The organism is Shewanella sp. SM71, from assembly GCF_025653905.1.
In the GTDB taxonomy this organism is placed as follows: domain Bacteria; phylum Pseudomonadota; class Gammaproteobacteria; order Enterobacterales; family Shewanellaceae; genus Shewanella; species Shewanella oncorhynchi.
The window spans coordinates 159,581-173,128 of record NZ_JAKKRW010000003.1; the positions used below are offsets into that span (position 1 = coordinate 159,581).

16 protein-coding genes and 4 tRNA genes are annotated in these 13,548 nt (G+C 43.6%); 14 read left to right on the forward strand and 6 right to left on the reverse strand.

Annotated features, from left to right (window positions below; all coding sequences use genetic code 11):
• Positions 1–11 precede the first annotated feature (11 nt).
• From L5L97_RS04395 to L5L97_RS04445, 11 genes are all read left to right on the forward strand, one after another.
• Complete coding sequence (locus L5L97_RS04395) at positions 12–1,043, forward strand: MerR family transcriptional regulator (protein ID WP_263181262.1); 1,032 nt, start codon at positions 12–14, stop codon at positions 1,041–1,043.
• Entirely contained in the window at positions 1,030–2,532 is a 1,503-nt protein-coding gene (gene phrB / locus L5L97_RS04400) for a deoxyribodipyrimidine photo-lyase (protein WP_263181263.1), read from the forward strand. Before L5L97_RS04395 ends, phrB begins: the two co-directional genes overlap by 14 nt.
• Before the next feature lie 23 nt (positions 2,533–2,555).
• Positions 2,556–3,002 carry a nuclear transport factor 2 family protein gene (locus L5L97_RS04405; protein ID WP_263181266.1) on the forward strand — a complete coding sequence of 149 codons (447 nt, stop codon included), beginning with the start codon at positions 2,556–2,558 and terminating at the stop codon, positions 3,000–3,002.
• Positions 3,002–3,802, forward strand: coding sequence for an SDR family NAD(P)-dependent oxidoreductase (locus L5L97_RS04410; RefSeq protein WP_263181267.1), 801 nt, complete (start codon positions 3,002–3,004; stop codon positions 3,800–3,802). Before L5L97_RS04405 ends, L5L97_RS04410 begins: the two co-directional genes overlap by 1 nt.
• Positions 3,799–5,049: an NAD(P)/FAD-dependent oxidoreductase gene (locus L5L97_RS04415; protein WP_113939406.1), complete on the forward strand. Its 1,251-nt coding sequence runs from the start codon at positions 3,799–3,801 to the stop codon at positions 5,047–5,049. The genes L5L97_RS04410 and L5L97_RS04415 overlap by 4 nt, the downstream gene beginning before the upstream one ends.
• On the forward strand, positions 5,046–5,840 hold the full coding sequence (locus L5L97_RS04420) for a DUF1365 domain-containing protein (RefSeq protein ID WP_173243610.1): 795 nt from the start codon (positions 5,046–5,048) through the stop codon (positions 5,838–5,840). Before L5L97_RS04415 ends, L5L97_RS04420 begins: the two co-directional genes overlap by 4 nt.
• Position 5,841: 1 nt before the next feature.
• A complete protein-coding gene (locus L5L97_RS04425; RefSeq protein WP_263181268.1) occupies positions 5,842–7,116 on the forward strand; it encodes an SAM-dependent methyltransferase in 1,275 nt (424 codons plus the stop codon).
• A 91-nt stretch (positions 7,117–7,207) separates the two neighbouring features.
• Positions 7,208–7,789: a DUF2878 domain-containing protein gene (locus tag L5L97_RS04430; protein WP_263181269.1), complete on the forward strand. Its 582-nt coding sequence runs from the start codon at positions 7,208–7,210 to the stop codon at positions 7,787–7,789.
• Between the two features lie 94 nt (positions 7,790–7,883).
• On the forward strand, positions 7,884–8,498 hold the full coding sequence (locus L5L97_RS04435) for a chalcone isomerase family protein (RefSeq protein ID WP_263181271.1): 615 nt from the start codon (positions 7,884–7,886) through the stop codon (positions 8,496–8,498).
• Positions 8,486–9,031, forward strand: a complete 546-nt coding sequence (locus tag L5L97_RS04440; RefSeq protein WP_105251860.1) for a DUF3833 domain-containing protein — start codon at positions 8,486–8,488, stop codon at positions 9,029–9,031. The genes L5L97_RS04435 and L5L97_RS04440 overlap by 13 nt, the downstream gene beginning before the upstream one ends.
• 257 nt (positions 9,032–9,288) lie before the next feature.
• Positions 9,289–9,516 (forward strand): hypothetical protein, encoded by a 228-nt coding sequence (locus L5L97_RS04445; RefSeq protein ID WP_105251861.1) that lies wholly within the window; start codon positions 9,289–9,291, stop codon positions 9,514–9,516.
• Between the two features lie 83 nt (positions 9,517–9,599).
• On the opposite strand, the gene L5L97_RS04450 is transcribed toward L5L97_RS04445, so the two are convergent.
• Positions 9,600–9,944 carry a DUF3634 family protein gene (locus tag L5L97_RS04450; protein WP_105251862.1) on the reverse strand — a complete coding sequence of 115 codons (345 nt, stop codon included), beginning with the start codon at positions 9,942–9,944 and terminating at the stop codon, positions 9,600–9,602.
• A 153-nt stretch (positions 9,945–10,097) separates the two neighbouring features.
• Between L5L97_RS04450 and L5L97_RS04455 the strand changes: the two genes are divergently transcribed.
• Complete coding sequence (locus L5L97_RS04455) at positions 10,098–10,283, forward strand: hypothetical protein (protein WP_105251863.1); 186 nt, start codon at positions 10,098–10,100, stop codon at positions 10,281–10,283.
• A 437-nt stretch (positions 10,284–10,720) separates the two neighbouring features.
• Here the strand turns inward: L5L97_RS04455 and L5L97_RS04460 are convergent.
• The 4 genes from L5L97_RS04460 to L5L97_RS04475 all read right to left on the reverse strand — a co-directional run bounded on the left by L5L97_RS04460 (position 10,721) and on the right by L5L97_RS04475 (position 11,660).
• Positions 10,721–10,796, reverse strand: a tRNA-Thr gene (locus tag L5L97_RS04460).
• Between the two features lie 44 nt (positions 10,797–10,840).
• Positions 10,841–10,916: transfer RNA gene (locus L5L97_RS04465), tRNA-Phe, on the reverse strand.
• Between the two features lie 558 nt (positions 10,917–11,474).
• Positions 11,475–11,550, reverse strand: a tRNA-Thr gene (locus L5L97_RS04470).
• A 34-nt stretch (positions 11,551–11,584) separates the two neighbouring features.
• Positions 11,585–11,660, reverse strand: a tRNA-Phe gene (locus tag L5L97_RS04475).
• 389 nt (positions 11,661–12,049) lie between these two features.
• On the opposite strand from L5L97_RS04475, the gene L5L97_RS04480 reads away from it, so the two are divergent.
• Entirely contained in the window at positions 12,050–12,601 is a 552-nt protein-coding gene (locus L5L97_RS04480; RefSeq protein WP_263181272.1) for a cytochrome b, read from the forward strand.
• A 4-nt stretch (positions 12,602–12,605) separates the two neighbouring features.
• The gene (locus tag L5L97_RS04485; protein ID WP_263181274.1) at positions 12,606–13,181 is read left to right on the forward strand and encodes a YceI family protein; all 576 of its coding nucleotides are present in this window, start codon (positions 12,606–12,608) and stop codon (positions 13,179–13,181) included.
• A gap of 87 nt (positions 13,182–13,268) precedes the next feature.
• On the opposite strand, the gene L5L97_RS04490 is transcribed toward L5L97_RS04485, so the two are convergent.
• Positions 13,269–13,547 carry an oxidative damage protection protein gene (locus L5L97_RS04490; RefSeq protein ID WP_006082532.1) on the reverse strand — a complete coding sequence of 93 codons (279 nt, stop codon included), beginning with the start codon at positions 13,545–13,547 and terminating at the stop codon, positions 13,269–13,271.
• Position 13,548 lies beyond the last annotated feature (1 nt).

Sequence of the window (13,548 nt, forward strand, 5' to 3'; positions counted from 1 at the left end):
ATTACTGAAATATGAAACAAACTATAGAGAACCCGGCCCACACAGAACCCAATGGTGAGATATTACTCCCCATTGGTGAAGTGTCGGCCTTAACGGGCGTGAATGCCGTGACCTTAAGGGCATGGCAGCGCCGTTTTGGCTTAGTGATCCCTGCACGTACACCCAAGGGACACAGATTATATACGAGCGAAAATATCCAAGAAATCCATGAGATTAATGCATGGCTAGCTAAAGGTGTTGCGATCAGTAAGGTTAAACCTTTGCTGATGAGTGCTGCTAAATCTTCATTTACAGAAATAGTTCAAACCCAAGCCATTGATTTATGGTGCGAGCAAGTCACTGCGCTCAATACGGCATTATTCGATTTCAATCAGCACAAATTACAGCAGATATTAGATGATGCATTTGGCTTATATCCTTTCCAATTGGTGAAAGAAAAGTTGCTACAACCTTGGCTTAATCAACTCGAGGACTTAGTGAATGAGCGACTTGATGCCGAGTTGATTATTGCTTGGTTAAAGAGCGAGTTACTTAACCGAGTGGGTGGACGTCATGCCTTTACTGGGCAGGCCGTGACGGCGAGAATCGCTGTGGTGAGTCTATCCCGTGGGGTACATACCTCGCTTAATTCCACCCGCACTAACATTTTGTTTTCTCTACTTCTATCGCTCGAGTTAGCGTCGTTGCGGGTATCGGTTATTGATCTTGGCGAGCAAGCCATGGGCAGTTTACCTTTGCTGCGAGGCAGGCTTAACGTCGATGCACTTTTGCTTATTCCCGACTCAAATCATTCTGGTTCTGAACAGGCTGAAATGCTGACTGTATTGGAACAAATGGCTTTCCCATGCTGGTTTATGGGGCCTTTTGCGCCAACGTTAAGCTTTTTATCTGCTTTTTTGGCGTCTTCGACGACGGACTTGATTGGAAAAATGCCATCTCGTTTAGCGGGGAAGGTGAATAGAAGTCGTAAGCGCAGTGGAAAGATGAATACCGTGAATCAAAGCGAGCAGATAAATAGCGAGAAAAACAATGACATTAGCTAACGATTCAATGCAAATAGATTCAATTCCAATAAAAGTGCAGGGCAATAATGCACTGATGTGGTTTCGCCAAGATTTACGCCTTGCCGATAATCAGGCATTAACCGCCGCTTGCGATTGGGCGCGGGAGAATGGCGTGGCACTTAAGGCGATTTACATTGCTACGCCAACCCAGTGGCAGCGCCATGACGTTGCGCCTATTCAGTTGGAGTTTATCGAACGTCATATCAATTTACTTGCCCAAGGGCTGGCGAGTCTTGGTATTGGATTCGAGTTAATTCAGCTAGATACCTTTGCTGATGTACCTGAGTTTATCGGTCACTATTGCCAGCAACAGGGGATTGGTCGAGTGTTTGCTGGTCGCGAGCCTGAGATTAACGAGCAACAGCGCGACCAAGCCTGTATTCAATCGGGGATTCCTCTGGTGTTAACCGATGAGCATTGTTTGCTTAAGCCGGGCACTGTGATGAATTTGTCCGGCGACATGTACAAGGTTTTCACTCCTTTTAGCCGTAAGTGGCGAGAAATTGCCGCCCGCCATGCCATTTTGCCGCTTCCTGTTCCGGCGCCACTTGGGCCTGTGTTGGCCGAGCCAAAGCCGCTTTTGTTTAACAATGTCACTAAAGTGTCGAGTGAACTTTGGGCTGCGGGAGAAGGGCAGGCGAAGCGTTTGCTCTCGGCATTTATTCAGCAGAAAGTGCAGGATTATAAGCAAGATAGGGATTTCCCCGCCATTGATGGTACTAGCTCAATTTCACCCTATCTGGCCATTGGTGTGGTTAGCCCAAGACAATGCGTTGCCGCGCTGTTGCATCACTTCCCTGAGGTGATTGTCGACGACACTAGCCCTGCTCGTACTTGGTTAAATGAGCTTACTTGGCGTGAGTTTTACCGTCATTTGCTGGTGGCATTTCCCGATTTATCTAAGAATCACAATTTCAATCGTCAAGCCGACCATGTGCAGTGGCGCAATAACCCGCAGGAGTTTGCTGCTTGGTGTGAAGGTCGTACTGGCTATCCGATTGTGGATGCGGCTATGCGCCAACTCAATCAAACGGGTTGGATGCACAATCGGCTGCGTATGGTGGTGGCGAGTTTCCTGACTAAACATCTGCTGATTGACTGGCGCTGGGGTGAGCGCTATTTCCGCCAAAAACTGATTGATGGTGACTTAGCCGCGAATAATGGCGGCTGGCAGTGGTCTGCGGGTTGTGGCTGCGATGCTCAGCCTTATTTCCGTATTTTTAATCCTATAAGCCAGAGTGAAAAGTTTGATCCAGATGGCAGCTTTATCCGTAAGTATTTACCAGAGCTCGCATCTTGGGGAATTAAGCAATTACATCAACCCAGTACAGCGCAGACACCGTCCTTGTTTGAACAGCCGTTATTCAACACTAAAACGGCTTATCCAAGTGCGATTGTCGAGCACAGTGCAGCAAGAGCAAGGGCATTAACCGTATTAGGCGTATTGAAAAAGGCCACGGCCCAATAAATAGGATCAGGAGCAATAGCAAGATGACAAACCAAGCGACGACTGAGACTAATACGCTTGTTGATGATTTTATTCAGCTTTATCAAGCTTTAAATAAAGATAACTTGCATCTGTTAGCTCATGTTTATGACGACAATATTTGCTTTACCGATCCTATGCATCAAATCACAGGGCTAGCGGCGTTAACTCAGTACTTCGCGAAGTTATATAAGAATGTTAAGCATATTCAGTTTGAGATCAAAGAAGTGCAGCAGGATGCGAATCAAGCCGCGCTGTTTTGGCTGATGGAATATAGCCACCCTAAGTTGAATAAAGGTGGACTTATCCGTGTTGATGGCATGAGCCAACTTAAATTTAACGACAAGATTTATTTTCACAGGGATTACTTCGACTTAGGGCAAATGTTGTATGAGCATTTGCCTTGCATGGGCGGCCTTATCCGCTTGCTCAAAGACAGGGCGGCAAAGTAATGGACGCTGTTAAGCCGATGAAAGTAAATACAGTGCTGATCACAGGCGCAAGCTCAGGCATTGGGTTGCAACTGGCGCAGGATTATTTGTCCTTAGGTTGGCATGTCATTGCCTGTGGCCGCTCCCAAGAAAGGTTAGAGGCGTTAGCCTTAAATGAACTCTTAGGTGCTACGTTGTTTATCTTCGATATATCCCAGCGCGACCAAGTTCAACAAGCTGGCCAAAATGTAGCTGAGCTATTGGTGAAAACCGATTCTCAGCTCGATTTGGTCATTTTGAATGCGGGCAGTTGTGAATATATTGATGATGCTAAGGCTTTCGATGATGTGTTGTTCGAGCGCGTTATCCATACCAATCTAATTGCAATGGGATATTGTCTCAGCGCATTTTTACCTTTAATGCCAAGGGGTTCACGTATTGGCTTTATGAGTTCTAGCGCTATTTATTTACCTTTCCCTCGCGCTGAAGCCTACGGCGCCTCTAAAGCTGGCGTGCAGTATCTCGCTTCGAGTCTCTCGCTTGATCTAGCCAAGAATGACATAGGTGTGAGCTTGATTTGCCCTGGTTTTGTGGCGACGCCACTGACCGCAAAAAATGATTTTTCTATGCCAATGCAAGTGAGTGTGCAAACCGCTTCTAAGGCAATCCGCAATGGGCTGAATGGTGGCAAGCGCGAGATCCATTTTCCGCGACGCTTTACTTATCTATTGAAGTTGATGTCGTTTTTACCTGCCTTTGTGTGGCAAAAAATGATTGCAAACGATACTCAAGCCAAGCCGCTAAAGGACAAGATTTTATGAAAAATATCGCCATCGTCGGCACCGGCATTTCTGGATTAACCTGCGGCCATCTATTAAGTGAGTCGCACAGGGTTACAGTGTTTGAGGCCAATGACTATATCGGCGGCCACACGGCGACAGTCGATGTGGAGCATCAAGGGCAAACCTACGCTATAGACACAGGTTTTATCGTGTTTAATGACAGAACGTATCCACGATTTGAACGTTTATTGGCTCGCCTTAATGTCACCATATTACCGACTGAGATGAGTTTTAGCGTGCACAATGCTCTGACTGGGCTTGAATACAACGGCCACAATTTAGGCAGTTTGTTTGCCCAAAAGCGTAACCTCCTGAATCCACGCTTTTGGGCCTTTTTAAAAGAAATTTTGCGCTTCAATAAAGGCTGTAAAGCACTCTATCAACAGGATATTTATCCAGAAGGTAACTTAGGTGATTATTTAGATAGTGAACACTTCTCACCATTTTTCGCTGAGCATTACATTTTGCCCATGGGCGCGGCGATTTGGTCTTCGAGCATAGAAGATATGCGCGCGTTTTCGTTGAAGTTTTTTATTCGTTTCTTCCAGCACCATGGCTTATTAAATGTCAGTGATAGACCTCAGTGGTATGTGCTAAAGGGGGGCTCGCGTAGCTATATTCCTGATCTTATTGCGCCCTTTAAAGACAATATCCGCCTTAACTCACCCGTGACAGGTATTGAACGCCATGGCAATGGGGTGAAGTTACAAGTTCACGGTGAATGGTTGGAATTCGATGAGGTGATTTTAGCCTGTCATAGCGACCAAGCACTGCGTATGTTAAACGATCCTACGCCAACAGAACGCGCCATTTTAGGCGACCTCAGCTACCAGAATAACGATGTGGTGCTGCATATGGATACGCGTATTTTACCGAAGCGAAAAGCCGCTTGGGCGAGTTGGAACTATCGATTAGATGGTAACCTAAAACGTCCAGCGTCAGTGACTTACAACATGAACATACTGCAACAGTTGCCAGCCAATGCGCCGACCTTTTGTGTCACCTTGAATCAGTCAGAGTTGATTGATGAGTCGAAAGTGATACGCCGCTTCAATTATGCCCACCCAGTGTTTAACGAAGCCAGTCTTAAGGCTCAGGGCCGCCGTGAGGAAATATCCGGGCAAAATCATACCCATTTTGCTGGCGCCTATTGGCACAATGGTTTCCATGAAGATGGCGTTCGCAGTGCACTTGATGTGTGTGCCCATTTTGGTGTCAGCCTATGACAGAGCTCAATAGCGGTATTTATTACGGCACTGTATCCCACAGCCGTTTTACGCCGATTAAACATAGCTTTAGTTATGCCATGGCGCTGTTGGCGATTGATTTAGATGAAGTCGATAAGATCAGTGCCATGGGGCGAGTTTTTGCCAGCCAGCGCCGCGCTTTACTGAGATTCAATCCTAAAGACTATTTAACTTCTTTTACGACTACATCCAATGACAGTAGTGAAGTGGCTGTTGTCGATCCGAGCGCCGCTGCACTTAAGAGTCGCGTATTGACTCAAGTGGCAGCGTTAGGCGCAGATAAACTGTGCGATCGAGTTTTGTTTGTGGGTCAGATCCGCCATTTTGGCGTGTATTTTAGCCCAGTAAATTTCTACTTTTGTTATCAAGATCAAACGCCTTTATACATGTTGGCCGAGGTGAGTAACACGCCTTGGGATCAGCGCCATTGCTATTTAGTCGATTTAGCCGCGCCAAAACCTTCTGACAAAGTGTTTCACGTGTCTCCCTTTATGACTCTCGATATGCGTTATCTCTGGCATGTGTCTGCGCCGAGTGAAGACTTAAACATCGGTATTGAAAACAAGTCGATGCAAGAGAATGGCAAAAAACTGTTTAATGCCAATTTAGTGATGAAACGCCAACCGATCACGGCGGCCAATTTACGGACGCTTTTGTTTCGCTTCCCTTTTATGACTCTCAAGATCTTCTTCGGGATTTATTGGCAAGCGCTAAAACTCTTTTTTAAACGTGTGCCCTTTGTGCCGCATCCAGCTCAGATGGAGAAATAACATGGAAAATACGGCTTCGCAAACCTCAGTCACCACAGGGAAACTGCCCGACAGTATTGCGCGTAAAGTCTTGCTTAAGGCGCTGGAAAGTCTCCCACATGGCTGCTTGACCTTGGTTGAGGGCGACAAGAGTTATCGTTTTGGTGAGAGTCATACCGACTTGCACGCTACGCTTGTGGTTAAACACCCGAGTTTTTATCGTCAAATAATGCTTTCAGGCTCCATTGGTGCGGGTGAAGGTTATATTCAAGGCCATTGGACGAGCCCTGATCTCACCAAAGTCGTACAACTGTTTGCCCGTAATTTAGCCTTACTCGATAAGATTGAAGCCAAATTCTCTTGGTTAACTGGCACGATAAACCGTGTGAAGCATCTGCTGAATCGCAATTCTCAAGAGGGCTCAAAGCGGAATATTCTCGCCCACTATGATTTGGGTAATGCTATGTATGAGCAATTCCTCGACCGTGAAATGTTGTATTCCAGCGCGCTTTATCCACATGAGGAAGCCAGTTTGCAGGAAGCGCAGTTGTTTAAGCTGATGACTATTTGTGAGCGGCTTGATTTACAGACTGGTCAAACCTTGCTTGAGATTGGTACAGGCTGGGGCGCACTGGCTATTTATGCGGCTAAGCATTATGGCGTACACGTGACAACAACAACGATTTCAGATGCGCAATACGCCTATACCAAAGCCCGTGTCGAACGCGAAGGGCTAAGCGATAAAGTGACGCTGCTGACTGAGGACTATCGCAATCTCACTGGGGAATACGACAGGGTTGTTTCTATCGAGATGATTGAAGCTGTGGGGCATGAGTATTTACCAGGCTTCTTTAAAAAGCTGGAAACATTGTTAAAACCCAATGGGCGCATGCTGCTACAGGCGATAACGATTGCCGATCAACGTTACGACAGTTATCGCAAAAGTGTGGATTTTATTCAGCGTTATATTTTCCCCGGTGGCTGCTTACCCTCAGTGAGCCAAATGGTCGGTCACATTGCCAAACAGACGGACATGGTGGTCTGGTCGCTCAATGATATGGGGCTCGATTACGCTAAAACCTTAAAACATTGGCATGAGAATTTTGATCATGCGATAGGCGAAATCCAAGCTTTAGGTTATGGCGATGATTTTATTCGGATGTGGAAATTTTACCTAAGTTATTGTGAAGGTGGATTTTTAGAACGTACCACAAGCACAGTGCATTTAGTGGCTGTGCGTCCGGACTATCGCATTGCTAGCCATCATCTCCCAAGCCATAGCCCTAATGCGACGTAATTTGTTTTGATTAAGCAGTCACTTTAGTGGAAATAACAATTTTCGTTGGAATGAGCCGCTTTGTTTGCAGCAAGATAAAAGTGAGGCAAAGATGAAGTCCATGTTAGCTAACTCTCGGGTTCCTTTTAAGCATCAGGGCTTTATTCTCTATAACGCCTTGAGTTTTCAGGCTGTGTGGTGGTCTAGCGTACTTTGGCTTAACACCTCTCTGTTGTTAACTATCCCTTTATTATTATTTCACTTTATCCTGCTAGCTTCCTTAAGTAAGCCCGAGTATCGCAAAGTTGATTTGCTATTGATGCTAAAGGTTGCAGCCTTAGGAATAGGCGTAGATACAGTACTCTCTGTTTTAGGGGTGTTTGAGTTTGCTCTTTTCCCTTGGTGGCTTGGTTGCCTGTGGCTGCATTTTGCTTTGACTCTGAATCATAGTTTGGCCTTTATACGACCTTTACCGCTGATATTTCAGGCGTTACTCGGGGGCATTTTTGGTGGGTTAAGCTATTTGGCTGGCGCACAATTTAATGCTGTGAGTTTGCCCTATGGCAATGTTATTTCTGCTGTGGTGTTATTTTTGGTTTGGCTAGTCTTACTGCCATTTTTAATCCAACTTGCTAATCCCTATGGATTTAATCGAAGTACTAAAGCGCGTTCTTTTACTGTATTTGGGCGTTAATTATTGAGTTGTAGGAATTGATCGCGCTTAAGTAATTATGCCGTTTTTAGTTAAGTACCTGTTGTAAGACATCATGCAGTAAAAGGGGGATCCCATGTCGTCAGTTCGTAATCGTAGCCCAAATCTTGGTTTTTCATTTTTGAATTCAAGCTGCTTAAGTCTATTGGCCCTCAGTTTATTGGCCGCCCCTTTAAAAGCGTTAGAGGCGAAAACGCCTGATTTTGAAAACATTACTATCGAACTGAATGATGCCGCCGATGTGATGCAGACTTTTCAGGAAGTGGGCCGCGGAGAAATGGATTGGCTGTGGTTTAGTTTGTATAAGGCGAGACTGATGACGGTAAATGGCCGTTATCAACAGGGGCAATATCCTCTGCTGTTAGATATTGAATATTATCGAGATATTGAGTCAGAGGATTTGCTCGAAGCGACAAAAGATCAATGGAAGCATCTAGCGTTTGCCGAAAATGATATCCAACGTTGGTTGGGTTTATTAAATGCGACTTGGCCCGATGTGAAGCAGGGCGATCATTTAAGTTTTAAGGTGATAGATGGACAAACGAGTCAGTTTTTCTTTAATCATCAACCACTCGACATTATCCATGATGCTAATTTTGCTGAGGCATTTTTAGCGATTTGGTTATCGAAAGCCACTAGTCGTCCTAGTTTGCGGGCGCAATTACTCGGAGAAAAACCATGCGATTGTTGAAACGGCTTGTCGGCCGAAAGTTATTTTTAGGTTTAATAATGATAGGGCTGTTGTCGAGTTGTTCATCGGTGGAAGTGACTGATTATAAAGACACTCATCCGACATTGGTTTTGGAGTCATTTTTTAATGGACCATTAAAAGCCTCTGGGGTCGTACAAGATTTTAGTGGCAAAGTAATCCGCAAATTCAATGTCATTATGGAAGCCAGTTGGCAGGGAAGTGAGGGGGTCATTAATGAATGGTTTGTGTATGATGATGGTGAAACTCAAACGCGTGTATGGCGCATTAAGGCACTAGGGGAAGGGCGATACTCAGGAACTGCAGGTGACATTATCGGGACTGCCGATGGCCAATCTAGCGGCAGTGCGCTACGTTGGAAATACGATATGTTATTGCCTGTGGATGGTGAGGAATATCAAGTTCATTTCGACGATTGGATGTTCTTAGTGAATGATAATACCATTATAAATCAGAGCGATATTATTAAGTTTGGCATCACAGTTGCTAAAGTCACTTTAGTTATTCAAAAATAGTCTCAGCAATTTTTAGTTAAGTTGGCTTACCCCAGTTTGTCTTGGATTCACTCTGTTGATTAAGACTTAAGTTGGCTTAAACAGTATAGCTTGGCTAATAATCCCCTTTTTTCTGCATTAAAGTGTTGAAGTCAAACCAAAGTTGCTGCTAGGCATTTTTGCTAGTGGCATAAGTGATATATGGGGGTAAGGTTATTGCAACCCATTGTTTAAATTTAATTAATCTGAACTTAAGTCTAAATGGATAGGGGTAGTCGATGAAAAAACTCGTTGTTTTATGGGGAATATTTTTTAGTCTGTCGTTAACTGCTTGTTCATCTTTTGATTTTAAGTTTGAGGATCATTCTGAGAAACAAGTCGATCCTCATCAACCCGCAAGCGATCCTATGGTGCAAGATAATGAACGTCGTATTCGAGATGCGAGAAAAGACGGTCAGTTAGAATCCGATTTTCTAAAACCTAGGTATCCAGTTAAGTTTAAATAAGAAAATGCCTTAGGAACTCACTGCAACCTCAATATTTAACTATTAATAGCAAGTATTAAGGTTGCTAGGGGAGAGGCGAAGAACTAACCCGCTTGACGACTGTTATCTATCGATTTTTTGTCATAATATTCAAACGGAAACAGATTACGAATCCTTTGCTTTACATTGTCACTCACGTTGGCAGAAATGTGTAAGCGTACATCTCCTGATTTTTCAGCCCTAACAGTACAAGTCAGTTTTTCGGTTTTAGCGATTTGGCGGCATTCCCGTTCGAATCGTTCGGGGATCTTGCCCTTATGCTGAGTCATACGGCCATCTTTAAAATGCATTTCAAAAATAGTCAGACCTTTCTTGCCACCAAATATCAGTTTGTAAACGAGAAATATACCAATAGCGACAAAAATGAGTTTGAAAATATCGGCTGTCATAACGCCTCCTATCTTATGTTTATAGAACCAAGATACTCCCGAGTTAGTTGTTTTAACAGTGCGCTAACGCGCAATTTTGAATTGGCAATAAAATGATTCCAGCCTAGACTTAACTGGCTAAGGAAAAGTAACCCCTCAGTTAAGGAAAACGCCATGTACTTATCAAATGCAGATCGTTGGTCATTATTGTGTAAGAAGCAAATTGATGTTATCGAAAAACTTGCTACACATTTCCCCGAGAGAAAAGCACATCTAAGTGAGCTCACTCAAGGGTGGCGCCATGTTCAACATCAAGTTCAAGCAGGTGATAGGCCTATGCCACTCGAGCTCATCAAATAAGCACGATTGAGTCATTTGGAACTAGATAGTTTGTATAAGAACGCAAAGCCACTCAATAATGAGTGGCTTTTTTATGTAGCGAATATAAAACTATCATTTATAGGGGTAAAGGATTAAGTGATTGTCTGTTGCGTGATGTCAATAAATTATCTTATACGCTCAATTTGAGCGTTTATTGTGCCAGTATTGAGGGCGCTATCGTTATTATTGAGGAAAGTCAGTTGTGTTTTGCTTTGAAACACTTCAAATTTCAGATACAAAAAAGCCACTCATTGAGTGGCTTCATTGTTTATATGGTGCCGGCACCAAGAGTCGAACTCGGGACCTGCTGAAATTATCGAGAGTAAGTCAGTTGCGCTTTGTACTGAACACTTCAAATTTCAGATACAAAAAACAGATACAAAAAAGCCACTCATTGAGTGGCTTCGTTGTTTATATGGTGCCGGCACCAAGAGTCGAACTCGGGACCTACTGATTACAAGTCAGTTGCTCTACCAACTGAGCTATGCCGGCGTAAAGCACAGTAATAAACCCAATCGAATTCATTACCTTAAAATTGGTGCCCGAACCCGGAATCGAACCAGGGACACGAGGATTTTCAATCCTCTGCTCTACCGACTGAGCTATTCGGGCAACTAAACTAAGCGTTAGTTAACTACTTTGAACTAAGTCGTGAAGACCTTGTTCGTTCGAAGTGCGCGTATAATATAGTGCTCGCTTTAGCTGTGCAAGCCCTTTTTAAGTGACTGATTAACTATTAAACAAAATGCGCTTATTTATTTGATTCTTTCGTTTTACCCTTATTTTACCGCTGAAAGTTTCAGCACTTTAACGCCAGTAGGTGTTCCTTTTGGCTGTTTATCCTAACTTCCTCATTTATTTATCTTCTATTTTGGAGAGAAAAATTAAGGTTTAAGCTCACCTGTTGCAAGCAAGTGGCAGTGGGGCGCAGTGGGTATTGTTGAGCTTTGATGGCTGGCTGATATTTATGGGGTGTAACTAAGCGGAGCAACTAAGAGTAAGCGAGTGGCTTCATTGTTTTATATAGTGCCAGCGGCACCAAGAGTCTAACTCGGGACCTACTGATATTATCAAGAGTAAGTCAGTTGCGATTGGCCACAGACTTTGTGAGTTTTTATTCAAATTTCAGATACAAAAAAGCCACTCATTGAGTGGCTTCATTGTTTTATATGGTGCCGGCACCAAGAGTCGAACTCGGGACCTACTGATTACAAGTCAGTTGCTCTACCAACTGAGCTATGCCGGCTTAAATCTTTACTGCAATTTTTACTACATAATAATGGTGCCCGAACCCGGAATCGAACCAGGGACACGAGGATTTTCAATCCTCTGCTCTACCGACTGAGCTATTCGGGCAACTAAACTAAGTGTTAGTTAACTACTTTGAACTCGTTGGCTAAGCCGTATCGTTCGAAGTGCGGCTATATTAGCTAGGGTGTTTGACCTCTGCAAGTGCTTTTTCCTGATAAATCACTCGTTCGGCTGTTTAATGCACATCTTGGGTGTTTTTTATCTCTTATTCTGTGAATTCAGTTCAATTTCATTCGTTGGCTGTATTTTTCAAGTCAGAGGGATACTGATGTTTACTATAGCTTTGTGCTCACAGATCATGATTTTTGGCTTACTTTCTAAAATTTAGAAAGATATAAGCGATTTTTACTGATTTTAGTTTTTAAATTTAGATTTATGATAATGAATATTATTTCATGGATAGCATGAAGAAAACGCGAGTACGGAGTCGCAGTATGTTTCGAAATAGTCAGTTTGCTTATGGAATTACCGCCATTGTGACCCATTGGTTGAGTGCGTTCGTCGTGATTGGGTTATTTGCAGTCGGTGTGTGGATGGTGGAGTTAACCTACTACAGTACTTGGTACAAGACTGCGCCGCATCTACATAAAAGTATTGGGATTCTGTTATTGGCTGCGACAATATTTCGTTTGGTATGGCGCTTAGTTAATCCCAAGCCAGTACCTGAGGCGAGTCATAAACCGTGGGAAAAGACGGCCGCACATTTTGCGCATTTTATTATTTATATCTTGCTCTTTGTCATCATGACTGCTGGCATTTTAATCTCAACCGCAGATGGCCGTGGTATCTGGGTGTTTGATTGGTTTGAACTACCAGGATTGGGACTTTTGTTTGAAAACCAAGCTGATATCGCGGGTGATATTCACCAATATGCGGCTTACAGCTTGATCGCGCTGGTCGTTATTCACGCCGCGGGCGCATTAAAACATCACTTTATAGATAAAGACACCACCCTACTTAGAATGATTAAATTTAAACGAGGATAATACAATGAAAAAGCAACTGTTAAGCGCACTGATTGGTGTATCTCTATTGGCTCCTGTGGCGGCTTCAGCGGCTGACTATGTGATTGATCATGAAGGCGCTCACGCTTCTATTACATTTAAAGTTAATCACTTAGGTTATAGCTATGTGGTGGGGCGTTTTAATGATTTTAGCGGCGATTTTAGCTACGATGCGGCTAAACCAGCTGCGATGAAAGTGAATGTCACTGTGAATACATTAAGTGTCGATTCAAACCATGCTGAGCGTGACAAACATATTCGCGGTGAAGATTTCCTTAATACTGGCAAATTCGCTAAAGCGACCTTTGCATCTACTTCGGTAGAAGATAAAGGAAATGGCGATTTAGTGATTAACGGTAACTTAACTTTAAATGGTGTGACTCAACCATTAGCGATCAAGGCCCATGCTGTGGGTGAAGGTCAGGATCCTTGGGGTGGCTACCGTGCCGGTTTTACGGGCACAACCACCTTTGCGATGAAAGATTTCGGTATCAAGATGGATTTAGGTCCAGCATCTAGCCATGTTGAGTTAGATCTAGTGGTTGAAGGCGTTCGTAAGTAACTCTTTATTCTGTCATTTAGATGAACAAAAAGCGCCGAAAGGCGCTTTTTTGTAAGCTTTATACTTAGAGCCGACTAACGACCAGAATTAATCTTGGTCTTTTTCTGGTACAAAACCTTCAATTTCTACTTCTTTACCTTCAAATAGGAAAGAGGTCATTTGTTCTTCAAGAAATTTACGATCATCAACATTCATCATGTTGAGTTTTTTCTCGTTGATCAGCATGGTTTGCTTTTTTTGCCATAGGCCCCAAGCTTCTTTGCTGATGTTATCAAAAATGCGCTTACCTAAATCACCTGGATACAGTTGAAAGTCTAGGCCGTCGGCTTCTTTATTTAAATATACGCAATTGACTGTACGCGCCATG